Source organism: Amycolatopsis sp. NPDC006131 (genome assembly GCF_040614175.1).
GTDB lineage: Bacteria > Actinomycetota > Actinomycetes > Mycobacteriales > Pseudonocardiaceae > Amycolatopsis_E > Amycolatopsis_E tucumanensis.
Genome location: NZ_JBEXTX010000016.1, coordinates 1 through 22567 on the forward strand (window position 1 = coordinate 1; position 22567 = coordinate 22567).

The following is a 22567-nucleotide window of genomic DNA, read 5'->3' on the forward strand; positions in this document are numbered from 1 at the left end:
GGTTCACCAGGCACCACCCGGCGCCAGGGTCTCGCCGGCGGCGCTGACCAGCATCTCGCCGAGCCGGCGCCGCAGGTTCGCCGCGTCAGCGGCGGCGGCGGCGACCCAGAGTCGCGACCTTGCCGCAGCCGCCAGGGCGGCGGTGGGCCGCTGCCTCAGGCGCGACGCAACCGCCAGGGCGGCGGTGCGCCGCCCACCGACCTGCACAACACCGGTCACCAGGCACCACCCGGCGCCAGGGTCTCGCCGGCGGCGCTGACCAGCATCTCGCCAAGCCGGTGCCGCAGGTTCGCCGCGTCAGCGGGGGCGGCGGCGAGCCAGAGTCGCGACCTTGCCGCAGCCGCGAGGGCGACGGTGGGCCGTTGCCTCAGGTTCGCCGCAGTCGCCAGGGCGGCGGTGGGCCGCTGCCGCAGGCGCGGCGCAACCGCGAGGGCGGCGGGCCGCTGCCTCAGGCGCGACGCAGCCGCCGGGGTGGCGGTGGGCCGCCCATCGGCCTGCACAACACCGATCACCAGGCACCACCCGGCGCCAGGGTCTCGCCGGCGGCGCTGACCAGCATCTCGCCGAGCCGGTGCCGCAGGTTCGCCGCGTCGGCGGGGGCGATGGTGATCCAGTCGCGCCCGTCGTGACCGCGGCTGGCCTGCGTGAAGTAGCGGCCGTCGTCGGTGTCGAACCAGCTCAGCACCGGCGGCCTGGTCTTCGCGCCGCTGCGGCTGCGGGCGTTGGCGCCGATCTGCCCGCCGCGCAGCCGCGGCTGGGCCTGCAGCCGGGCCAGCGCCTTGCGGTCGTCGTCCGCGCTGGTCCGCCCGCCGGCCGCGGTGCGGCGCTGCAGGAAGTCGGCCCCGGTGGCCGTCATCAGCTGCTCGAGCGGCACGGTGATCGACTTCTCGCTGCCCCGCCGGGCGGCGGGCAGCAGGGACACGATGGCGCTCGCGAGGCCGTCCGCCGGCATCGGCTGGAAGTGGAAGCCCCGCTCGTCGTGCACCGCGAGCACACCGCGCCCGGACAGCGCCGCCGCCACAGCGAGCAGCGGACGCGCGTCCGGCCCGGTGATGTGCACGCTGTCCAGGCTGGTCTCCGACCCGGCCAGCACCTCGAAGAACTCCTCGACGTGCGGCGCGGGGCGGCCCCGGCCGTCGGCCGCGCCACGCGCGGCGAGCCGGTCCAGGGTCTGCCGCCGCAGCTCGGCACGCTCGTCCATCGTCGCGCCGTGCGAGCGCACCTCCAGCGGGTACGGCAGTTCGCCTGCTCCGAAGGACTCCCACAGGAAGTCCAGTTCCAGCGGAGTGAGCAGCTCCGCTCGCGCCATCAAGTCCCTCTTTCCCGGTTCGCGCGGTTGCGCCGGATCAGCGGTCGTCCTCGTCGTTCCAGGCCCCGATGACCGGCGGCGCCGTTGCCACGTTGGCGCCGAACGCCTCGTCGGGATCGGCCTCGACGAGGAAGGAGGCACGGGTGTGCTCCTCGTCCTCCGAGCCCTGCGCGCCGGCACCCATGCCGCCGCCCATGCCGGACGCCGGCGGCGGGGTGCCTGCCCCACCGATGGTCCCACCGGTGTTCATGAGGCTCTGCTGGGCCTGCTGCTGCTGCTGCGCGGCGCCGTGGGCCTGCTGCGACTGGTCCGAGCTGGCCGCCGTCTCGTCGGCCGCCGGGCGCTCCTTGGCGCCGGACTTGCTGCCGCGGCCGAGAGCGGCCTTGCCACCCACCGCGGCGAGACCCGCCGTGCCGAGACCCGCCACCGCGCCCAGCGCCGCCGCACCGCCACCGCCGGACGACGTCGGCGCCGCGGTCACCTGACCCGCGCCGGAAGCCGCGCCTGCCGCCGGAGCGGGAGCCGCCGGGACACCGTGCGGACCGGGGGCGCCACCGGGCTGGCCACCGGCGGCGAAGCCCGCCGCGCCGCCGCCGGGGATCCCGGTGGTGACGCCGCCGACCGGGCCGAGCCCGACCGACCCGAGGCCACCGGGCACCGCGCCGGAGCCGGCCCCGACGGACTGCGCCGAGGTGCCGCCGAAGCGGCCGTCCGCGGGCAGGCCGAGCGACTCCGGGCCGAAGCTCGGGGTCGCGCTGTCCACCTCGGACATCGCCTGGGTGTAGGCGTTGAAGTACTGGACCTGCTGGGCGTGCACGGCGCGAGCCTCGTCGGCCTGCACCTTCATGTCGGCGACCATCGCAGCCGGGCCGCCGGCGAGCATCGCCGCGGTCTGCTTGGCCGGGTCGAACTCCTTCGGCGCGGGCATCTTCTTGACCTCGGCCGCCGCCGCGGCCTGCTGCGCCATCCGGTTCGACATGGTGTGCGCCGCGTCGCCGGCCTGCTTGCTGGAGTTCGCGATGCCGACCAGCGCGCCCTGCGCGGAACCGGAGCCCTGCCCGATCCACGCGTTGCCCAGTTCGGCGATCGCGTTGTACAGGTCGTCGGCCGCCTGGTGCAGGCTGTCGCCGTGGGACTGCCACTGCCGCCCGGTGGCCTCGGCCGTGGCCGGGTCGTTGTTCTGGGTGGCGCCGAGGTAGAGCTGGTTGCTCTCCTGCGAGGCCCAGTTCGGCGGGCTCGCGATGGCGCGGTCGCCGCCGTAGGTGAACCCGCCCGCACTGTTGCGCGCCTGCTGCACCAGCGCGGCGGACTCGCCGTTGTCGCCCAGCTGGACGGCCTCGCCTCTGGGCTCGTTGCTCGGAGAAGTCATCGTGATCGGTCCCCCCGCCTTCAGACCTGGCGACCGGACGCCAGCGCGTCTTCGGCGGCCTGCTCGATCTTGTCGTAGTGGCTCATCGCCGCGACGATGGCGTCCTCGGCCTGCTGGTACTGGTTGTAGAGGTTGCGCAGCGCGGTCGCGTACGACTCACCGCCCCCGTCGGCGCGCTGCACGAACTTCGCGGCGATGGCGTTGCCGACCGGGTTGTTGCCGAGCTTGGGCGGCTCAGCAAGGGCTCCGGCGTTGCGCAGCAGGTTCTCCACCTGGTCCTTGCCGAGGCGGATCTTCTTCAGAACCGCCTGCGCGGCGTCCGGGTCGACCCCCAGCTGCCCGTTCACGGCGGCGTTCCGGAACGCCGCGGCGTCCGCGTAGCTCCCCATCAGTTCTCCCTACCCCACGTCCGTACCGCATCGCGGCGCGTCACCCTCGTTCGCGTAGGTTAACGCACCGCACCGACACTTATGACGCGTTCCGGCACGTTCGGGTTCACGAATTTCCGGTGCTCACGCACCGTGTTCAGGCGCCGTACACCTTCGGATCAAGGGTGCCGATGTAGGGCAGGTCCCGGTAGCGCTCCGCGTAGTCGAGGCCGTACCCGACCACGAACTCGTTGGGGATGTCGAAGCCGACGTACCGCACCGGCACGTCCACCTTGACCGCCTCCGGCTTGCGCAGCAGCGTGACGACCTCCAGCGACGCCGGGTTGCGGCTCGCCAGGTTCTTCAGCAGCCAGGACAGGGTCAGTCCGGAGTCGACGATGTCCTCGACGATCAGCACGTGCCGCCCCGTGATGTCCCGGTCGAGGTCCTTGAGGATCCGCACCACGCCGGAGGACGACGTGGACGAACCGTACGAGGAGACGGCCATGAACTCCAGCTGCGCCGGCATCGGCAGCACGCGGGCGAAGTCGGTCATGAACATGACGGCGCCCTTGAGCACGCCCACCAGCAGCAGGTCGCCGGCAGAGGTCTCGCGCTCGTAGTCCGCGGCGATCTGCTTGGCGAGCTCGGTGATCTTGTCGTTGATCTGCTGCTCGGTGATGAGGACGGAGGCGATCTCGCCTTCGTACACGGGTCAGTCCCCTCTTGTTTCCGGTGGATTCATGGCAAGCCTGCCATGCGTCCGGGTCACCACCAAGCCGCCGGGTAGCCAAACGCCGCCCTGGCCGCGCCACCGCGCGACCAGCGCGTCGACGGACCGCAGGTGGGCGTCGGTGAGGTCGCGCGCGCCGTGCGCGGTGAGCCAGTTCCGCAGGATCCTCCTGCGGAGGGATGCGGGCAGCGGCGCGAGCTCCCCGATGTCCGGTTTCCCGTGCCGCGCCAGGAAGTCCGCTGCGAGCGCGTCGAGCGCCTCGGAATCCTCCCTGAGCTGGACGGCCGTGCGGGCGAGTGCCGCCGCGACCCCGCCGTTGAGGACGTCTTCCAGCAGCGGCAGCACTTCCGCGCGCAGGCGCACCCTGGTGTAGCGCGGATCGCTGTTGTGCGGGTCCTCCCACGGGGTCAGGCCGAGCGCGCGGCAGGCGTCCCGGGTGGTCGCGCGAGGCACGTCGAGGAGTGGCCTACCCCACGGGAGATCCACAGCACGCATGCCGGCGATCGAGCGCGGACCGGAGCCGCGGCCGAGTCCGAGCAGGACGGTCTCGGCCTGGTCGTCGCGGGTGTGGCCGAGGAGGACGATGCCGCGGTGGTGCGCGCGGAGCGCGGCATAACGGGCGTTCCGGGCGGCCGCCTCAGGGCCACCCGGGCCGGTCACCTCGACCGTCAGGACTTCGGCGGAGTCCACGCCGAGCTTGCGCGCCGTCCCGGCCGCCTCTTCGGCCACGCGCGCGGAGCCCGCCTGCAGCCCGTGGTCCACGACCAGCGCCCGCACCGGCAGCCCGAGCCGCCGCCCGGTGAACACGGCGGCCTCGGTGAGCGCCAGCGAGTCGGCCCCACCGGACAACGCCACGTCGATCGCGGGCACGCCGGGGCACTCCGCCAGCAGGTTCCGCACCGCGCGGCGCACCGCGGCGACCGCGGGGTGCGGCCCGGTCACGGGTGGACGCGCCGCACCCAAGCCTCGGGATCGGCGATCTCGGCCCGGGTCGGCAGCGTGTTGGGCGAGGTCCAGACGGCGTTGAACCCGGCCATCCCGACCCGGTCGACGACGTGCCGGGTGAAGGCCGCGCCCTGCGCGTACTGGCGGATCTTGGCGTCCACCCCGAGCAGCGCCCGCAGCAGCCGGTCCAGCAGGCCGCCGCCCTTGCGCCGCTCGGTGAACCGCGCGCGGATCGTCTCGACGCTGGGGACCACGCTCGGCCCCACCGCGTCCATCACGTAGTCCGCGTGCCCTTCCAGGAGCGTGGACAGCGCCAGCAGCCGGTCGAACACCTCGCGCTGCTCGGGCGAGCGCAACAGCTGCCCGATCGCGACCAGCCCGTCCGCCTTGGCGCGCCGGGCCTCGCGCAGCGCGTCCGGCAGTCTGCCGAGCAGGTCGGTCATCCCGTCGTCGTCGCCGGTGAGGCCGCCGACCAGGCGTTCGACCTCGTCGGCGAAGTAGTCGCGCAGCCAGCCGACGGCGGTGAACTGCAGCCGGTGCGTGCTCTCGTGCAGGCACACCCACAGCCGGAAGTCGCGGCCGGGCACCTGCAGCGCCTGCTGCGCGGTGACCACGTTCGGCGCCACCAGCAGCAGCCGCCCGCCGCCGTCCGGGCCGCCGAACGGGTCGTACTGGCCCAGCACGCGGGAGGCCAGGAAGGCCAGCACCACGCCGGTCTGCACGCCGGCGCCACCGGCCAGGACCGGCCCCAGCGGCCCCGCCGGGTTCGGCGGTAGCGCCTTCGCGGTGAGCGCGTCGAGCCCGGCGGCGGCCGAGCGCACCCAGCCGGGCCGGTCCACCACGTCACCGGGGAGCAGCGGCAGCCCGGCGCCCAGCCCGGTCAGCTCGCGGACGTGTGCCTCGGCGTCGAGCGACAGCTCCCGCAGCTCGGTCACGGCCAGGCCGGCCTCCTCGCGGGAGACCACCGGCCCGCCACGGGCGAGGAAGGCGCCCGTGGAAGCGGCCAGTGACCAGTCCACGACCGGCCGGGACGCAACCTCGCTCATCGTGTTCACCTTCCCGAAGCTATCGGCAACCACAGCCCCTCAGCGAGGCCGCGACGACGTCCAGTGCCGCCCGCGCGGGGTCCTGGTCGGCGCCGTCGGACATCAACGCGAACACCAGGACCCGGCCGTCCTCGTCCAGCACTACCCCTGCCAACGTGTGGACGCCGGACAGAGTGCCCGTCTTGGCGCGGACCCACCCCTTGCCGGACCGGGAGTTCGGGGCGTCGTAGCGGTCGGCGAGGGTGCCGCTGCCGCCGGCCACCGGCAGCCCGGCCAGCATCGGGCGCAGTTTCGCGGTGCGCGGGTCCTTGCCGTCCGGTCCCGCGGCGACGGCCAGCACCTGCGCGAGCAGCTTCGCCGGGACGCTGTTCTGCGGGGACAGCCCGCTGTTGTCGCTCAGCTTGACCTGGGAGACGTCGAACCCGTTCTGGGACAGCACGGACAGGGTCGCCTGCGCGGCGCCGGCGAACGACGCGTCGGCGCCGGTCGCGATGGCCGTCATCCGGCCGATCGCGTCCGCGAGGGTGTTGTCCGAGGCCTCCAGCGCGTGCGCGATCAGCTCGCTCAGGGGGGCGGACTTCACCTCGCCGAGCACCTTCGCGTCCTGCGGCGCCGTCGCCTGGCCGGACGCGGTGGCGCCGAGGCGCTGCGCGAACGTCTGCAACACGGTGTTCGCCGGCTGGGCGACTCGCATCGAGTGGTCGTTCGTCGGGTCGGTGAGGCCGCCGTCGAGCATCACCGGCGTCATCGCGGCGGTGTAGATCGGGGCGTCGTCGGGCGCCCAGCCCGGCGCGGTCTGCGCGCCGGACCAGATCGAGGTGTCGATCTGGACCTTCTTGATCGCGCCGCCGCTGGCCTGCTTGACCTGCGCGACGAGGTCGTCGAGGTGGGCGGCGCCGGCGTACACCGACTGCTGCCCGGCGGGCAGCGAGGACAGCGTGATGTCCCCGCCCGCGACGATCACGGCGGTGTCCGGCGACGAGCCCTGCACGACCTTGGTGCTCAGCTGCGTGCCCGGGTCCATCGCGAGCAGCGCGGCGGAGGTGGTCAGCAGCTTGGTGGTGGACGCCGGGGTGCGGAACTGGCCGGAGTTGCGGTCCCACAGCAGCTCGCCGGTCGCCGGGTCGATCACGGCGCCGGTGAGCGTGCCCAGCGCGGCGTTCGCGGCCGGGCCGGCCAGCGCCGCGGACACCCCGGACGACGTCGGTTCCGGCGCCGACGCGCTGGGTGCCTTGAGCGAGAGGGCCACCGGCACCGGCTGCGGGCTGTCGCCCTTCGGCAGGTTCGGCGCCCACGGCAGGCCGAGGCGGTTGGAGACGTACGGCGTGGCGAGCGCGGCGCCCACCGCGACGACCAGCACCAGCGCCACGATGCTGCCGATCAGCACGCCCTTGCGGCGGCGCTTCGGCTTCGCCTCGGGTTCGGCGGGCGGCTTCTCCTCGCCGGTGGTCGCCTCCGCGGGGTGGATTTCGCCGCTGGGCTCGATGCGCATCGGCTGCACCGGCGGAACGGCCGCGGGCGGCACCGGCTGCGACGGCTCGTGGTTCGGCGCGGGCTGCGGCCGCGGCTGCGACGGCTCGGCGGCGGACTGCTGCTGAGCCGACTGCTGCGGCGGCTGGGCGGACTGCGGCCGCGGCGGTGCCGATTCGGCGGACTGCTGCGGCGGCTGCTGCTGGACGGGCTGCTGTGGCCGGTGCTCCGGCTGCGCGGACTGCGGTCGCGGCTGCGCCGACTCGGCCGACTGCGGCGGCTGCGGCCGCGGGACCCGATGCGGCTCGGTCTCCTGCTCCGGCACCTGCCGCAGGTCGATGACCTGCGTGCTTTCCGCGTCCGGCTTGGCCGCCGGGATGAACTGGGTCTTCTCCGCGTCCCGCTCGGCAGGCACGAACAACGTCGGCGATTCGGGCAGGGAAACCTTGCCGGGCACCGGCAGCTGGGCCGTGGCGCCGCCGTCAGCGGAACTCTCCCCGCTGCCGGCGTCGGTGTCTTCTGACGGCCACTCGGGCTGTTCGTTGCTCGGCACGCACCCCTCCTCCAGACCGGCGACACACCGCGGGCAAACTCACTGTTGTCAAGACGACATCAGTGCGACTTCCCAACGGCGCGTGGTCCACACTAGTGAGAACAAGTTAGCGAAACCGTAAGCCGCCGGTACCGGCGGGAAAAGACGAGGTCAGCGAGGACGCCGTGGAGTTCGACGCCACGATCGAAATCCCCAAGGGGGAGCGCAACAAGTACGAGGTGGACCACAAGACCGGTCGCATCCGCCTGGACCGGACCCTGTTCACGGCCACCCAGTACCCGGCCGACTACGGCTTCATCGACGACACCCTTGGGCAGGACGGCGACCCGCTCGACGTGCTGGTGCTCGTCCAGGAGCCGACGTTCCCGGGCTGCCTGATCCGCTGCCGCGCGATCGGCATGTTCCGGATGACGGACGAGAAGGGGCCGGACGACAAGGTCCTCGCGGTGCCGTCCGACGACCCGCGGCTGGAGCACCTGCGCGACATCCACCACCTGAACGAGTTCCACAAGCTGGAGATCGAGCACTTCTTCCAGGTGTACAAGGACCTGGAGCCGGCCAAGAGCGTCGAGGGCTCGCAGTGGGTGGGCCGGTCCGAGGCGGAGGCCGAGATCAAGCGCTCCTACCAGCGTGAGATCGACCGGCTCGCGAAGGAGGCCGCCGAGGGCGGCGAGCACCACTGAGTGCGCCCAACGAGAAACGCCCCTTCCCCGCGCGGGGAAGGGGCGTTTCTCGTTTCGATCAGGCCCGGTAGCCGGGGATCGGGTAGGCGGCGAGCAGGTCGCGCACCTCGCCGGCGATCTTGTTGATCGCGTCCTCGTCGTTCGCGGCCGCCGCGGCGATCGAGCGGTCGATCCACTCGGCGATCTGCGGCTGGTGCTCCGGCGTGAGACCGCGGGTGGTGATGGCCGCGGTGCCCAGCCGGATGCCGGACGGGTCGAACGGCTTGCGCGGGTCGAACGGCACCGTGTTGTAGTTCAGCTCGATGCCGGCGCGGTCCAGCGCCTGCGCGGCCGGCTTGCCGCCGATCTGCTTGCTCGTCAGGTCGACCAGCAGCAGGTGGTTGTCGGTGCCGCCGGAGACCAGGTCGAAACCGCGCTCGATCAGGGCCTCGGCCAGCGCCTTGGCGTTCGCGACGATCGCGTGGGCGTAGTCGCGGAACTCCGGCTTGGCGGCCTCGCCCAGCGCGACGGCGATGGCGGCCGTCGTGTGGTTGTGCGGGCCGCCCTGCAGGCCGGGGAACACGGCCTTGTCGATGGCCTTCGCGTGGTCGGCGTCGGTCATGATCATCGCGCCGCGCGGGCCGCGCAGGGTCTTGTGCGTGGTGGTGGTGATCACCTGCGCGTGGCCGACCGGCGACGGGTGCGCGCCACCGGCGACCAGGCCGGCGATGTGCGCGATGTCGGCCACCAGCACGGCGCCGACCTCCTTCGCGATCTCCGCGAAGGCCGGGAAGTCGATGGTGCGCGGGATCGCGGTGCCGCCGGCGAAGATCAGCTTCGGGCGGTGCTCCAGCGCCAGCTCACGCACCTGGTCGAGGTCGACGCGGCCGGTCTCCTTGCGCACGCCGTAGCGGACCGGGTTGAACCACTTGCCGGTCGCCGAGACCGACCAGCCGTGGGTGAGGTGGCCGCCGTCGGGCAGCGCCATGCCCATCACGGTGTCGCCGGGGCTGGCGAAGGCGAGGTAGGCGGCCAGGTTCGCGGGCGAGCCCGAGTACGGCTGCACGTTCGCGTGGTCGACGCCGAACAGCGCCTTGGCGCGCTCGATCGCGATCTGCTCGACCTGGTCGATGAACTGCTGGCCCTCGTAGTACCGCTTGCCGGCGTAGCCCTCGGAGTACTTGTTGGTGAGGACGGAGCCGGTGGCCTCCAGCACCGCCTGGGAGACGTAGTTCTCGGAGGCGATGAGGCGGATCTTCTCCGCCTGGCGGCGCGCCTCGTCCTCGACGAGTCCGGCGATCTGCGGGTCGGCAGCGGTGAGCTCGGGGATGGCTGGCTGGTGCGTCATCTTCCTACTCCTGACACTGGCCACACCCAGGCGCGCGGTGCCGGCCTCGTCGGTCGCTTCCCGGTGGTGCTCCACCTCTACGGCGCCAGTCGCTGAAACGGACGCGTCCCAGCTTAGTCGACCGGTGCCACGCCTTCCGCGTGCCGCTTGGCCAGTTGCTGGTAGATGGCCGCGTTGTGGTCGACCCAGCCTCTCGCGGAGTCGGTCAGCGGCACGAACTTCTTGGCCGGGCTGCCCATCGCGATGACCTCCGGCGGCACCTGGGTGCCCGGCGTGACCGTGGAGCCGGCGGCGATCAGCGCGCGCTCGCCGATCACCGACTGGTCCAGCACGGTCGAGCCGTTGCCGATCAGGGCCTGCTCGCCGACCGTGCAGTCGTGCACGAGGCACATGTGGCCGACGGTGACGTTGCGGCCGATCTCGCACACGCCGGTGTTCACGTGGACCACCGAGTTGTCCTGGATGTTGGCGCCCTCGCGCACGATGATCTTGCCGAAGTCGGCCCGCAGCACCGCGCCGTACCAGATGGAGACGTCCTTTTCGATGACGACGTCGCCGATCAGGGTCGCGGTGGGCGCGATCCAGGCGTCCGGGTGCACGGTGGGGCTCACGCCCTCGAAGGAGAACAGAGGCATACCCCGAACCTTAGGGCAGACAGAGCGACTCGATCTCCTCACGGAGGGTGGCGAACGGGCGCCGCCGGACGCGCTGCTGCACGACCGCGCCGAGCAGGTAGGACATCAGGGCGCGGGCGCGGGCCCGCGGGTCGATGACGCCGACGTCCGCCAGCAGCTCGGTGAGCAGTTCGGTGACCGACCGGAGCATCGCCTCGATCGCCTCCGGGTGGTCGGCCCTGCTGACGGCGATCCAGTACTCGAACCACAGGAACGCGGAGTTGGGGCGCTCGGTGAAGGCGTCGAGGTAGGCCTCCAGTACCGCCCACAGCTTGTCCCTCGGGTCGTCGTGGCGGGCGGCCACCGCGCGGAGGTCGTCGAGGAACGTCGTGACGTGCGCGGCCATCGCGCGGTCGACGAGCACGTCGGTGTCGCTGAAGTAGTAGTGGATCGCGCTCTTGGTGAGCGGGCTCGCGTCGGCGATGGCGCGGGCGGTGCACCCGGCGAGCCCGTCCCTGGCCAGCACCTGCCGGGCGGCTTCGACGATCTGCTCCTGCTTGGCGAGCTGGTTCGGCGAGAGCCGCTCGCGCTGCCCCGGCGGGGTGACGGTCACTGCGGTGTCCTCCTGGAACGACGAGGACGCCCAGCCTAACCTTCGGGACCGGTGTCCTGAACGGCCCCCGGGTGCTCGTCCCGGGGGCCGTCCGGACCGGGCGTCATCAGAGGTCCAGGATGTCCAGCAGACCGCCGTCGTCGTTATCGTCGTGGTCGGCGTACGTGCCTTCCTCGGCGGCCGCGGCGGTGGCGCTGTACGACGCGCCGTCCGGGCCCGCCGTCGCCGACACCTGCTCGTAGGCGACACCCTCGTGCTCCTCGACGGTGTCCGCGGAGGCGATCCCGGCGGCCCCGAGCGTCAGCGGCAGGGCGATGGCGCCGGCGGCGACAGTGCGAGTGATCATGCGCATTCTCGATCGTCCTTTCTCTGCCGACGAGCGGCAGATGAGGCGTTTTCTCCTTGCGCGAAGCCGTTTTCGGCCTCGCCGGGTGGCTTGCCGGTGATCGGCGGGACTATTCGCGGGCGCCGGTGTGTCGAGCGTCACCCGAAGTACCGGAGCGGTTACCTTCCGAGTATGAGGATCGCTCGCGTCTGGTTCGGTGTGCACGCGCTGGTGGTGCTGATCGGCGTGGTCACGCAGCTGTTCGTCACCTCGGGAGTGTTGGGCGGCCGCTACGACTCGGCGGCCGCGCGGATGGCCAACGTGTTCGCCTACTTCACGATTCAGTCCAACCTGATCGTGGGATTCACGAGTCTGCTGCTGGCGATCCGTCCACTGCGGACGTCCACAGTGTTCCGCGCCCTGAGGCTGGACGGCGTGCTCGCGATCGCGGTCACCGGCATCGTGTTCCACCTGGCGCTGGCCGATCTTCAGGACCTCACCGGTTGGGCGTGGGTGGCCGACTTCCTGTTGCACACCGCATCCCCGCTGCTGGGCATGCTCGGGTGGCTGCTGTTCGGACCGCGCGCGGCGGTGACCCCGCGGATCATCGGCTGGTCGGTCGTCTACCCGCTCGCATGGGTGGCGTTCACGCTCGTCCGCGGCGCGGTCGACGGCTTCTACCCGTACCCGTTCGTCGACGTGACCGCCATCGGGTACGGGCGGGTGGCGGTGAACTGCCTGGTGATCGCGGTGCTGTTCCTCGCGCTCGCGTTCGGCGCGATGCTGCTCGACCGGCTGCTAGGTCGCGGCCTCGACGACCCGGACGAGCCCCGTCTCCGGCGGGACGTGCAGCACCGCCCGGCCGAATCCGGCCGTGAGTAGCGCCGCCTCCGCCTCGGCCTCGTTGGCGAAGTGCAGGTGCACCTGTCCGCGCACGAACGCCGACAGCGCCCGGACGAACGCCCGCACCGCGAAGTCCGAAGTGGCCAGGTGCAGGTCCGACAGGTACCGGCCGCGCTCGAACCGGCCCAGCGCCCTGGCGAAGCGCGCCCACATCGCCCGCACCGCAGGCTCGTCGAAGTAGTTGACCAGCCCCTCGGTGACGATCACCAGTCCGCGGGCCGGGTCAAGGCCGGCCACCAGCCGGTCCAGACCGGTCTCGTCGAGGACGTCCAGTTCGACCACGCGGTGCCCGGGCCCGGCGGGAGGCGCGCCGCGCAGGGTGCGGCGTTTGCGCGCGGCCATGTCCGGCAGGTCCGCTTCGAGGTAGGTCAGGCCCGGGTGGCGCCGGGTGAACCGCCAGCCGCGGGCGGACAGCCCGGCCGCGACCTCGACGACCTGGGTGATCCCGTCGCGCTCGACGGCGTCGGTGAGCAGCCGGTCGATCAGGCGGTGCCGGGCCAGCAGGAAGCCGTCGAGCGTCGGTCCGCCCAGCGCGCCGCTGGCTGCCATGACCGGCCGCAGCAGCCCGTGCAGGACGCGCCCCTCAGCGGTCGCGAAGGCGGGGTCGGAGAGCCCGCCGCGCACCCACACGAAGCCGGTGTAGTGGGCGGTCGGACTGATCGTCTCGGAGCGGCGGGCCATGGCCGGAGAGCCTAGGCCGGAAACGACGTCGGGGGCCCTCCGAGTGGAGAGCCCCCGACCGTTGCCGGAGCCGCCTAGGGGAATCGAACCCCTGACCTGCTCATTACGAGTGAGCCGCTCTGGCCGACTGAGCTAAGGCGGCAACACGAACTAGTGTAGCGGCCCCGTTCGCGTCACTTCAGCACCCCCCGCGTCGTTAGGCTGTGCGACGCCGGTCACTCGAAGATCGGCCCGGTCGTACTGGGAGGACCTTCCACATGCGTCGACGCATGCCTCGCGCGCTGGCGCTGCCGGTCGCCGCGGCCGTGCTCGTCCTGTCGGCCACGCCCGCCGTGGCGCAGAGCACGATCCCCACCACCCCGACCCCGCAGCCGGCCAACCCGGGGCAGCCGCCGTTCGTCGGCCAGGAGGGTCCGCAGCCGCTCGGCCACGCGGTCGCCGACGCGGCCGCCGCGCTCGGCGTGCTGCGCCTGCTGCCGAACTCGGTCCCGACCAGCACGATCCTGCCCGGCTTCGGCGAGCAGCTGCCCAAGCAGTCCGCGCTCGAAGCCGGGATGGGCCTGTCCAGCGCGCAGGCGAACTCCGAGGCGCTGCTCAGCTACGAGAAGTCGATCGCCCAGTCCTCCCCGCTCGGGCTCGCGATCGGCGGGAACGCGCCGCAGGCGCCGGGCAGCCTCGTGCAGACCGCGCTGCCGGACAACGAGAAACCGCTCACCGGCGGCCTCAACGCGCCGGAGAACCCGCTGCTCAACGTCGGCCTGCTGAACGGCAAGGTGCACGCCCGCTACAGCCCGACCCTCGGCCCCTGCGTCGGCACCATCGCCGACGCCAGCACCTCCCTGGCGAGCCTGTCGCTGCTCAACGTCATCCCGTCGCTGCCGAACCTGCCGATCGACGGCCTCGACCTGCAGAACGTGCAGCTGGCCGACGGCTTCGACCCGGCGCAGGGCCTGCAGACCCTCGGCGGCCTGCTCAGCGGCGGCGACCAGACCAAGTCCGACGGCACGAACTCCGTGCTCAGCCTGCCGAACACGCTGTCGTCGCGGTCGGTGGTGCAGCTGGTCGACATCCCCGGTTCGCCCAACAAGGCGGTGCAGTCGGTCTCCACGCTGCAGGCCGCGGACATCGAGATCCTCAAAGGCACCCCGCTCGAGCTGACGCTGAAGGTCGTCAGCCAGCCGACGCTCAAGGTCACCTCGACCGGCGACGAGAAGACCTCGAAGGTCGAGTACACCGCGCCGGTGATCACGATCGAGCGGCAGGGCAAGGTGCTCTACACGCTCGACGCGACCAACCCGACGAAGGACATCCCGATCGGGCTGCCGCTGTCCGGCCTGTCCCAGCAGTTCGGCCCGCTGGAGGACCTGCCGGTGGTCGGTGGACTGGTCGCCACCGCGCAGAAGGGCCTGCAGCAGGTCCCGGACACCGCGGGCAAGGTGCTCGACCTCGGCGTCCTGCGGCTGAGCATCGCCGAGCTGACCCAGAAGGGCCAGAACCTCACCGACCCGTTCAAGGGCTACCAGCTGGGCGCCTCCGCACGGCTGCTGGACCTGCAGATCCTGCCGACCGCCGGGCTGAAGGACCTGCTCCCGGCGGGCAGTGACTCCCTGCCGTCGTCGCTGGCGCAGCTGTCGCTGGGCGAGCAGATCGGGCGGGCGTACGCGCCCGAGGGCGGTGTGGTGTGCGGGACGACGAGCACGCCGCCGCCGCCGGGCAACGCGGCTCCCCCGGCCGCGCCGCAGAAGCTCGCCTACACGGCCGGCGCCTACTCGGCGGTGCCCATGTTCTGGACCGGCACGGCGATGCTGCTGCTCGGGGTCGTGCTCGTGGCGGCGTTCCCGGCCCGGAAGCGGCTGAAGGCGGTTCCGGTGAAGCCGTCGCCACGGCCACGGGACTGACGTTCTGAGGAAGGGGCGGTGCCGCAACCGGCGCCGCCCCTTTTTCACGCGTCCGTCAGCCGTGGCGCAGGGCCGTCAGCATCGCTTCCACCGCGATCCGCGGCTTGACGTTCCACAGGATCGCTTCGCGGCAGGCCAGCACCGCTTCCAGGCGTTTCAGCGTCGACTCCGCCGTCCACTGGCGGGCGGCCTGCTCGATGTCCTGGGCGTGGTCCGGGTGGTTGTAGCGGGCGTCGGCGCCGCTGACCGCCACCAGCACGTCCCGGTAGAAACCGGCGAGGTCGACCAGCGCGAGGTCCAGCGTGTCGCGCTGGGTGCGGGTCGCCCGGGACTTCTGGCGCTTCTCCAGCTGCTTGACCGCCGCTTCGGCCGCGCGCTTGGCCCCGGCGACGCCCTTGCCGGTCGCGTCGCCGCCCATCGCGTTGCGCAGCTCCGCCTTCTCGGCCTCGTCGCGTTCCTTGCTCTCCTCCGTCGCGTCCGCTTCGGCGGCGGCGATCAGGTCGTCGGCGCAGCGGAACACGTCACCAGGACGCGACAGGCCCAGCGGGATCCGCAGCACCGCGGCACGCCGCTTGCGGGCGTTGTCGTCCGTGGCCAGGCGCCGCGCGCGGCCGACGTGACCGCCGCACACCGACGCGGCCCACTCGGCCAGCTCCGGGTCGACGCCGTCCCGCTCGACCAGCACGCGGGCGATCGCCTCCGCAGCCGGCGTCCGCAGCGTCACCAGGCGGCACCGGGAACGGATCGTGACGGAGATGTCCTCAGGGTGGTCCGACGGCGCGCACAGCAGGAACACCGTCCGCTCCGGCGGCTCCTCGACCGCCTTGAGGAGGGCGTTCGACGCGCCTTCGGTCAACCGGTCGGCGTCCTCGATGATCACGACCTGCCACTGGCCCGTCGTCGGGCGGCGGGCGGCGGCCTGGACCAGCGCACGCATCTCCGCGACCGAGATCGACAGGCCCTCCGGGATGACCAGCCGCACGTCGGCGTGCGTGCCGTGCATCGCCGTCCGGCAGCCTGGGCACTGGCCGCACCCGGTGCCGGTGATGCACTGCAGGGCCGCGGCGAACGCGCGGGCCGCCACGGACCGGCCGGAGCCGGGCGGGCCGGTGAGCAGCCAGGCGTGCGTCATCGCGCCCGGTGGCGCGGGCTCGCCCGCGACGATCTGCGCCGCCGCGCGCGCGGCGGAGGACAACACGTCGACAGCGTGGTCCTGGCCGACCAGCTGGGCCCACACCCCGGCCGGCGCGACGACAGCGGTCACCTGGCCTCCACCTCGGCCAGCGGCACCAGTCCGAGCTTGCGCTGGGCGAGCACGGCCGTGACCGCGGTGCGCACCCGGTCGCCGACCTCGTCCGCGGGCCCGTCGGCGTCCACCACGACGTAGTGGTCCGGGTCGGCGGCGGCCATCTCGCTGAGCAGGTTCTGCACGCGCCACTGGTCCTCGACCGAGATCGGGCCGGGCGCGTTCGCGCCGGGATCGGCGTCCAGCAGCACCGTCACGTCCGGCCGGAGGCGGCCGGTGGCCCAGTCGGCCAGGCCTTCGAGTTCCTTCGCGTCCAGCCCGGCGACGGCGGACAGGTGCGCGAGCGGCGAGTCGACGAAGCGTTCCATCACCACGATCGCGCCGCCGTCCAGCGCGGGGTTGACGTTGCGCTCCACGATGTCGGCGCGCACCGCGGCGGCCGCGAGCGCCTGCGCCCGCGCCCCGGACAGCGACGCGTTGCCGATGAGCGCGGCGAGCCGCTCGTCGTCCAGCGCCGGGTCCGCGGCCAGCACCACCGGGCGCGGACTGGCCGACCGCAGCCACTCGGCGAGCTTGGACGCCTGCACGGCGGTGTCCGCGGCCGTGGTGCCCTCCAGCGCGATGAGCAGGCCGTTCACGCGGCGCGGACGGCGCCGGATCGCGTTGCGCAGGTCCGCCATGATCGGCTCGGACCGGCGCGAGTCCATCTGCCGGTAGGCGATGATGCCGACGACCGCGGCGAGCGCGCCGCCGCCGAGCATCACCGGGCGGGTGCCGTCGATGATGATCGGGTTGCCCCAGACCGTGATCGTCCGCGGCTTCGTCAGACCGATCAGCAGCGGCACCAGCGAGACCGACCCGAACACGATGATCTTCATCATCGACTGGTAGATCGCGTTGATCCGGCCACGGATCGCGTCGTCGACCTGCGAGCCGATGATCGTCACGCCGGTCAGGAACGCCGCGCCCGCGCACGCGCCGACGATCGCGACCGCGATCAGCGACACGGTCAGGTGCGGCGACAACGCCACCAGGATCAACGCCAGGCCGGCGAGCACGATCGAAATGCCGAAGAGCCGGTCGTGCGGGAGCCGCCGGGCCAGCTTCGGCGCGCCGCCCATGCCGGTCGCCAGCCCGATGAACACGGCCACGACCAGCAGGCCCCACGCGGAGTCGCCGGCCAGCAGGCTCGACGAGTACGGCTTGGCCGACCCGACCACCGCGCCGCCCGCGGCGAACGCGCCGGCCGCGCCGATGAGCAGGCCACGGACCAGCGGCGTGCTCCGCACGTACTTGCCCGCGTCCTTGACCAGGGCGCCCAGCCCGGGCTTGTCCGCCTCCGCGACCGGCTTCGCGGCCTTCTCGGCCTGCTCGTGCGAGACCTCGGCCATCCGCGGCTTGCGGACCGACAGCTCCGGGATGCGGGTCAGCACCAGGATCGCGCTGGCCAGGTACAGCAGCGCGATGAGCACGACGATGACCTTGGCGACGCCCAGCTCGCCGAAGAACCCGGAGGGCAGGCCGACCGAGGCCGCGATCCGCGTCACCACGGCGTAGAGGCCGCCTGCGGTGACCGTGGCGAGCCCGTAGGTCATCACCAGCCCGAGCTGGTTGGCCGTCTCCACCTGGTCCGGGCGCTTGAGCAGGTTCGGGACCGCCGCCTCCTTGGACGGGATCCACATCATCGCGCTCGCGCTGGCCAGGAAGTTCGCGATGTAGAGCCACCAGGACGTGCCGACGAAGGCGACCGACAGCAGGAATCCGCAGCGGAACAGGTCGGCGACGAACATGACCTTGCGCCGGTCGAAGCGGTCGGCGAGCAGGCCGCCGAGCGGGGCGAAGATCAGGCCGGGCAGCAGCGCGGAGAGCAGGACGCCGGTGAAGGCGAAGTTCTGCGCCGTGTAGTTGGTGGTCAGCTGGGTCGCGAGGCTGGTCAGGCCGAGGATGGTCAGCCAGTCCGCGACGCTGCACAGGTAGGTGACGCCCCACAGCCGCCGGAACGGCCGGATCGCGAGGACCCGCCGGGCCCGGTGGATCGTCGAGGCGTCACGCCCTGCCGGCGCCTCACTTCCTGCGCCGGGTTCCACGTGCACGACCTCGCTGATCGGACCCACCCCACTCACTCCCGTGGCGCTGGGGAACCCCTCGCGCGACAAACCGGCATCCCCCAACCGTGGGGCCAGGGTAGCTCTGTCGATCTGAGAGTGCCCGTCGTGGTGGGCGGTACGCGTCCGAAACGCGAAGATCGTCCCGTCGCGGCCTACTCGAAGATGCCGGTGAGGGTGTCGATCAGGCTGGACAGGAACTGGATCGCGAGCACGCCGAACACGACCATCAGCAGGATCGCGACGAGGAACGCCGCCGACCCGCTGGACGGCTTCGCCCTGCGGACCGAGCCGCTCTGACCCGGCCGCGGCAGGCGGAACGACGGCTTCGCCCACGAGCCGATCCGCTGGCGCCCGGTCCACGTGCGCTGACGCGGCAGGATGCCGAGCGGCGGCGCGGGCGGCACCGCGGGGGCCGGAGCCGCCGGCGGTGTGTCGTCCGCCGGCACCTCGGCCGGGGTCGCCGGCTTGTCCGACATGGCCTCGATCATCTCGCGGACCTTCTCCGGGTCCGGCTCGACCGGCTTGGCCACCTTCAACGGCTGGTAGCCCTCTTCGTCGCCGACCGACCCCGAGACGGCGTCGCCGAACGTCAGCGGCGGCAGGCCGGACTGCGTGCCGTCGCCGAAACGACCGTCGTCCTTCGCCGGACCCATGGTGACCACTCCCGTGCGATCGGAAACACCTCGTCCCAGCGTAGTGGGCTTTTCGCGACGCGCACGCGCCCATCCGGGCAACCCCGTGATCACTGTGCGCAACCGGAAGTTCAGGCACAGGTCATCGCCGCCTCGACCGCGTCGGTCATCCACTGCGCCAGCCGGTCGCGGTCGGACGGGACCAGGAACAGCTGCGTGCCCTCGCCCGGTTCGGTGACCGTCGCCAGGACGTGCCGCCCCAGGTCGTTGTCCACCACGACGTAGCCGAGCCGCGGGAACTGCGCGCAACGCCGGTCGAACGCCATCAGATCGACCACCGTCGTGCCGGTGCGCGGCCGCCGCAGGAACTCCCGCACCCGCGCCGCCTGCTCGGCGTCCCGCCCTGCCAGCTCGCCGGAAGGGCCCGCCTGCAGCATCACCGAGCCGAACCGGCCGCGGCGCTGCTCGGGCACGAACCCGACCACCCGGTCGAACAGCGTCCGCAGCTCGCGGTAACCCCAGCCGCCGACCTCCGTGCTGTCCGGCCGCCAGCTCCACAGCACCCCGGCGGCCGTGTCGGCGTAGACCCGCACGTCCAGCGGGCCGTCGAGCCCGCTGTGCACGCCGGTGAGCACCATCCGGATCGGACCGCGCAGCATCAGCGCGAACGCCCGCATCGCGTCGTCCGTCAGGTCGCCGCCCTCGACGAACGGCGAGTCCCGCAGCTGCGCCATCCAGGCGTTGTGCTCTTCGGCCTCGGCCACCAGGTCGGCCGGGTCGTCCGACCGGCTCAGCGGATACCGGATGCGCTCGACATCGTCGTCCGTCGCGTACGGCGCGTACAGGTCCCAGGTGCTCGCGCGCTCCGGCACGGCGTCCAGCACCGGCCGGCCGGCCTCGGTCAGCAGTTCGTCGATCGTCGTCACGGGGGCAGTGTGCACCCGGGGTACGACAGTTTCGGTCGAACTGCTGTTCGAGGCCTACTTCTTCGCGGCGGCCTTCTTCGCCGGGGCCTTGCGCGCCGGCGCCTTCTTCTTCGGCGCCGGGCCCTTCGCGCGCTTCTCGGCGAGCAGCTCGGACGCCCGCTCCGGGGTCAGCCCTTCGATGCTGTCGCCCTTGCGCAGGGTCGCGTTGTACTCCCCGTCGGTCACGTACGGGCCGAACCGGCCGTCCTTGACCACCATCGGCTTCTTGGACACCGGGTCCTCGCCCAGCTCCTTCAGCGGCGGCTTCGCGGCGCCCCGGCGGCCACGCTGCTTCGGCTCCGCGTAGATCTTCAGCGCCTCGTCCAGCGTGATCGAGAAGATCTGGTCCTCGCTCGACAGCGACCGCGAGTCCGTGCCCTTCTTCAGGTACGGCCCGTAGCGCCCGTTCTGCGCGGTGATCTCCTCGCCGGTCTCCGGGTCCTTGCCCACCACCCGCGGCAGCGACAGCAGCTTGAGCGCGTCCTCCAGCGTCACCGTCTCGATCGACATCGACTGGAACAGCGAACCGGTGCGCGGCTTCGGCTTCTTCGCCTTGCTGGTCTTCTTGCCGTCCGTCTCCTCGGGCTCCGGGAGCACCTCGGTGACGTACGGGCCGAACCGGCCCTCCTTGGCGACGATCCGGTGCTGGGTGACCGGGTCGACGCCGAGGTCACGGCCCTCCTGCGGGGTCGCGAACAGCTTCTCCGCGATCTCCACGGTCAGCTCGTCCGGCGGCAGGTCCTCGGGCAGGTTCGCGCGCTGCGGCTTGCCGTCCACCTCGCGCTCCAGGTACGGGCCGTAGCGGCCGACCCGCACGTGCACGGTGTGCCCGTCGTTGTCCTCGAACATCGGGATGGAGTTGATCTCGCGCGGGTCGATGTCCTCGACGCCGCCGCTGACCAGCTTCTTCAGCCCGCCGAGACGCCCGACCGAGCCGTCCACGCCCTGCTCGCCGCCGAAGTAGAACCGCGACAGCCAGCGGGTGCGCTGCTCGTTCCCGGCCGCGATGCGGTCGAGCTCGTCCTCCATCGCCGCGGTGAAGTCGTAGTCGACCAGCCGCTCGAAGTGCCGCTCCAACAGCCCGACCACGGCGAACGCGACCCACGACGGGACCAGCGCGGCGCCCTTCTTCCAGACGTACCCGCGGTCCTGGATGGTCTTGATGATCGACGCGTACGTCGACGGGCGGCCGATGCCCAGCTCCTCCAGCTTGCTGACCAGGCTGGGCTCGTTGTAGCGCGCCGGCGGCGTGGTCGCGTGCCCGTCCGGGGACAGGTCGGTCGCGGTCAGCGCCTGGTCCTTGACCAGCTGCGGCAGGCGGCTCTGCTTGTCGTCGGCCTCGGCGCCGGAGTCGGCGTCCACCGCCTCCACGTAGGCCTTGAGGAAGCCGGCGAAGGTGATCGTGCGGCCGGACGCGGCGAACACGCACTCCTCGCCCGTGCTCGCGGTGCCGGTGATGCGCACCGACATCGTGGTGCCCTTGGCGTCGGCCATCTGCGAGGCGATCGTGCGCTGCCAGATCAGCTCGTACAGCCGGAACTCGTCGGCCTGCAGCTCACCCGCGACCTGGCCGGGCGTGCGGAACACCTCGCCGGCGGGGCGGATCGCCTCGTGGGCCTCCTGCGCGTTCTTGACCTTGCGGGTGTACTGCCGCGGCGTCGGCGAGACGTGGTCCTTGCCGTACAGCTCGGTCGCCTGGCTGCGGGCCGCCGCGAGCGCCGACTCCGACAGCGTCGTGGAGTCGGTACGCATGTAGGTGATGTACCCGTTCTGGTACAGCCGCTGCGCGATCTGCATCGTGGTCTCGGCGTTGAAGCGCAGCTTCCGGCCGGCCTCCTGCTGCAGCGTGGAGGTCATGAACGGCGCGTACGGCCGCCGCGTGTACGGCTTCTCCTCGACGCTGGTGACCTTGAAGTCCCGCTGGTGCAGGCCCTGGGCCAGCGCCCGCGCCGCCGCCTCCTCGAGCACCCGGACGTCCCTGGCGTTCGCCTTGAGCTGCCCGGAGGCGTCGAAGTCCTTGCCGGTGGCCAGGCGTGCGCCGTCGACCGACACCAGGCGCGCCGGGAACTGGCGCGGGGTGGCGTCCTCGCCCGCGTCCATCGTCGCGGAGATGTCCCAGTACGACGCCGAGGTGAACTTGATGCGCTCCCGCTCGCGCTCCACGACCAGCCGCGTCGCCACCGACTGCACGCGGCCCGCCGACAGCCGCGGCATGACCTTCTTCCACAGCACCGGCGAGACCTCGTAGCCGTACAGCCGGTCCAGGATGCGGCGGGTCTCCTGCGCGTCGACGAGGTCCCCGTCCAGCTCGCGGGTGTCCTCGGCGGCCGCGCGGACGGCCTGCTCGGTGACCTCGTGGAAGACCATCCGGCGCACCGGGACCTTCGGCTTGAGGGTCTCCAGCAGGTGCCAGGCGATGGCCTCGCCCTCGCGGTCGGGGTCGGTGGCGAGGAAGAGCTCGTCGACGTCCTTCAGGAGGCTCTTCAGCTCCGTGACCTTGGACTTCTTGTCCGCGGAGACGACGTAGAGCGGCTCGAAGTCGTGGTCGACGTTCACGCCGAGCTTCGCCCACGACTCGCCCTTGTACTTGGCCGGGACGTCGTCCGCCCGCGACGGCAGGTCGCGGATGTGCCCGACCGAGGACTCCACGACGTAACCCGGGCCGAGGTAGGAGGCGATCTTGCGGGCCTTGGCGGGCGACTCGACGATCACCAACCGCCGACGACCGGCGCCGTTCGCCCCGGTGTCGTCCTTCTTCGTCTTCGTCGATCCAGCCACG

Annotated in this window: 22 protein-coding genes and 1 tRNA gene; 3 read left to right on the forward strand and 20 right to left on the reverse strand. The window is 72.3% G+C overall.

Annotated features, from left to right (window positions below; all coding sequences use genetic code 11):
• Positions 1-3: 3 nt before the first annotated feature.
• The 9 genes from ABZ215_RS11445 to dacB form a co-directional block, all read right to left on the reverse strand.
• A complete protein-coding gene (locus ABZ215_RS11445; protein ID WP_354949439.1) occupies positions 4-219 on the reverse strand; it encodes a hypothetical protein in 216 nt (71 codons plus the stop codon).
• Positions 216-512, reverse strand: coding sequence for a hypothetical protein (locus ABZ215_RS11450; RefSeq protein WP_354949440.1), 297 nt, complete (start codon positions 510-512; stop codon positions 216-218). The genes ABZ215_RS11445 and ABZ215_RS11450 overlap by 4 nt, the downstream gene beginning before the upstream one ends.
• Positions 509-1309 (reverse strand): ESX secretion-associated protein EspG, encoded by an 801-nt coding sequence (locus ABZ215_RS11455; protein WP_354949441.1) that lies wholly within the window; start codon positions 1307-1309, stop codon positions 509-511. Before ABZ215_RS11455 ends, ABZ215_RS11450 begins: the two co-directional genes overlap by 4 nt.
• Before the next feature lie 37 nt (positions 1310-1346).
• Complete coding sequence (locus ABZ215_RS11460; protein WP_237339137.1) at positions 1347-2678, reverse strand: hypothetical protein; 1332 nt, start codon at positions 2676-2678, stop codon at positions 1347-1349.
• Positions 2679-2698: 20 nt separating this feature from the next.
• Complete coding sequence (locus ABZ215_RS11465; protein WP_020422650.1) at positions 2699-3067, reverse strand: hypothetical protein; 369 nt, start codon at positions 3065-3067, stop codon at positions 2699-2701.
• A gap of 136 nt (positions 3068-3203) precedes the next feature.
• Positions 3204-3758: a hypoxanthine phosphoribosyltransferase gene (gene hpt, locus ABZ215_RS11470; protein ID WP_020422651.1), complete on the reverse strand. Its 555-nt coding sequence runs from the start codon at positions 3756-3758 to the stop codon at positions 3204-3206.
• A 3-nt stretch (positions 3759-3761) separates the two neighbouring features.
• A complete protein-coding gene (gene tilS, locus ABZ215_RS11475; protein ID WP_354949442.1) occupies positions 3762-4721 on the reverse strand; it encodes a tRNA lysidine(34) synthetase TilS in 960 nt (319 codons plus the stop codon).
• Entirely contained in the window at positions 4718-5770 is a 1053-nt protein-coding gene (locus tag ABZ215_RS11480) for a zinc-dependent metalloprotease (RefSeq protein WP_237339138.1), read from the reverse strand. The genes tilS and ABZ215_RS11480 overlap by 4 nt, the downstream gene beginning before the upstream one ends.
• A 19-nt stretch (positions 5771-5789) precedes the next feature.
• Positions 5790-7793: a D-alanyl-D-alanine carboxypeptidase/D-alanyl-D-alanine-endopeptidase gene (gene dacB / locus ABZ215_RS11485; protein ID WP_354949443.1), complete on the reverse strand. Its 2004-nt coding sequence runs from the start codon at positions 7791-7793 to the stop codon at positions 5790-5792.
• A 164-nt stretch (positions 7794-7957) separates the two neighbouring features.
• Between dacB and ABZ215_RS11490 the strand changes: the two genes are divergently transcribed.
• Positions 7958-8476, forward strand: a complete 519-nt coding sequence (locus ABZ215_RS11490) for an inorganic diphosphatase (protein WP_020422655.1) — start codon at positions 7958-7960, stop codon at positions 8474-8476.
• A 58-nt stretch (positions 8477-8534) separates the two neighbouring features.
• On the opposite strand, the gene glyA is transcribed toward ABZ215_RS11490, so the two are convergent.
• The 4 genes from glyA to ABZ215_RS11510 all read right to left on the reverse strand — a co-directional run bounded on the left by glyA (position 8535) and on the right by ABZ215_RS11510 (position 11376).
• Positions 8535-9803: a serine hydroxymethyltransferase gene (glyA, locus tag ABZ215_RS11495; RefSeq protein ID WP_020422656.1), complete on the reverse strand. Its 1269-nt coding sequence runs from the start codon at positions 9801-9803 to the stop codon at positions 8535-8537.
• A 113-nt stretch (positions 9804-9916) separates the two neighbouring features.
• The gene (locus tag ABZ215_RS11500; protein WP_020422657.1) at positions 9917-10438 is read right to left on the reverse strand and encodes a gamma carbonic anhydrase family protein; all 522 of its coding nucleotides are present in this window, start codon (positions 10436-10438) and stop codon (positions 9917-9919) included.
• Positions 10439-10448: 10 nt separating this feature from the next.
• Positions 10449-11030 (reverse strand): TetR family transcriptional regulator, encoded by a 582-nt coding sequence (locus ABZ215_RS11505; RefSeq protein WP_020422658.1) that lies wholly within the window; start codon positions 11028-11030, stop codon positions 10449-10451.
• A gap of 106 nt (positions 11031-11136) precedes the next feature.
• Complete coding sequence (locus ABZ215_RS11510; RefSeq protein WP_354949444.1) at positions 11137-11376, reverse strand: hypothetical protein; 240 nt, start codon at positions 11374-11376, stop codon at positions 11137-11139.
• Between the two features lie 171 nt (positions 11377-11547).
• Here ABZ215_RS11510 and ABZ215_RS11515 point away from each other — a divergent pair, with 171 nt between their 5' ends.
• On the forward strand, positions 11548-12237 hold the full coding sequence (locus tag ABZ215_RS11515) for a Pr6Pr family membrane protein (protein ID WP_354949445.1): 690 nt from the start codon (positions 11548-11550) through the stop codon (positions 12235-12237).
• Here the strand turns inward: ABZ215_RS11515 and ABZ215_RS11520 are convergent.
• Both ABZ215_RS11520 and ABZ215_RS11525 read right to left on the reverse strand, forming a co-directional pair.
• Positions 12154-12939, reverse strand: a complete 786-nt coding sequence (locus tag ABZ215_RS11520) for a class I SAM-dependent methyltransferase (RefSeq protein WP_354949446.1) — start codon at positions 12937-12939, stop codon at positions 12154-12156. The two genes, ABZ215_RS11515 and ABZ215_RS11520, sit on opposite strands and share 84 nt — an antisense overlap.
• 68 nt (positions 12940-13007) lie before the next feature.
• A tRNA-Thr gene (locus ABZ215_RS11525) sits at positions 13008-13081 on the reverse strand.
• A gap of 115 nt (positions 13082-13196) precedes the next feature.
• On the opposite strand from ABZ215_RS11525, the gene ABZ215_RS11530 reads away from it, so the two are divergent.
• Complete coding sequence (locus tag ABZ215_RS11530) at positions 13197-14837, forward strand: hypothetical protein (RefSeq protein WP_354949447.1); 1641 nt, start codon at positions 13197-13199, stop codon at positions 14835-14837.
• Positions 14838-14892: 55 nt separating this feature from the next.
• Here ABZ215_RS11530 and ABZ215_RS11535 read toward each other — a convergent pair whose 3' ends face one another.
• The 5 genes from ABZ215_RS11535 to topA all read right to left on the reverse strand — a co-directional run bounded on the left by ABZ215_RS11535 (position 14893) and on the right by topA (position 22566).
• A complete protein-coding gene (locus tag ABZ215_RS11535; RefSeq protein ID WP_020422663.1) occupies positions 14893-16101 on the reverse strand; it encodes a DNA polymerase III subunit delta' in 1209 nt (402 codons plus the stop codon).
• Positions 16098-18176 (reverse strand): dTMP kinase, encoded by a 2079-nt coding sequence (locus ABZ215_RS11540; protein WP_235716295.1) that lies wholly within the window; start codon positions 18174-18176, stop codon positions 16098-16100. The genes ABZ215_RS11535 and ABZ215_RS11540 overlap by 4 nt, the downstream gene beginning before the upstream one ends.
• 167 nt (positions 18177-18343) lie before the next feature.
• Positions 18344-18844, reverse strand: a complete 501-nt coding sequence (locus ABZ215_RS11545; protein WP_235716294.1) for a hypothetical protein — start codon at positions 18842-18844, stop codon at positions 18344-18346.
• Between the two features lie 110 nt (positions 18845-18954).
• A complete protein-coding gene (locus tag ABZ215_RS11550) occupies positions 18955-19749 on the reverse strand; it encodes a hypothetical protein (protein WP_354949448.1) in 795 nt (264 codons plus the stop codon).
• A gap of 54 nt (positions 19750-19803) precedes the next feature.
• Positions 19804-22566 (reverse strand): type I DNA topoisomerase, encoded by a 2763-nt coding sequence (topA, locus tag ABZ215_RS11555; protein WP_237339146.1) that lies wholly within the window; start codon positions 22564-22566, stop codon positions 19804-19806.
• Position 22567 lies beyond the last annotated feature (1 nt).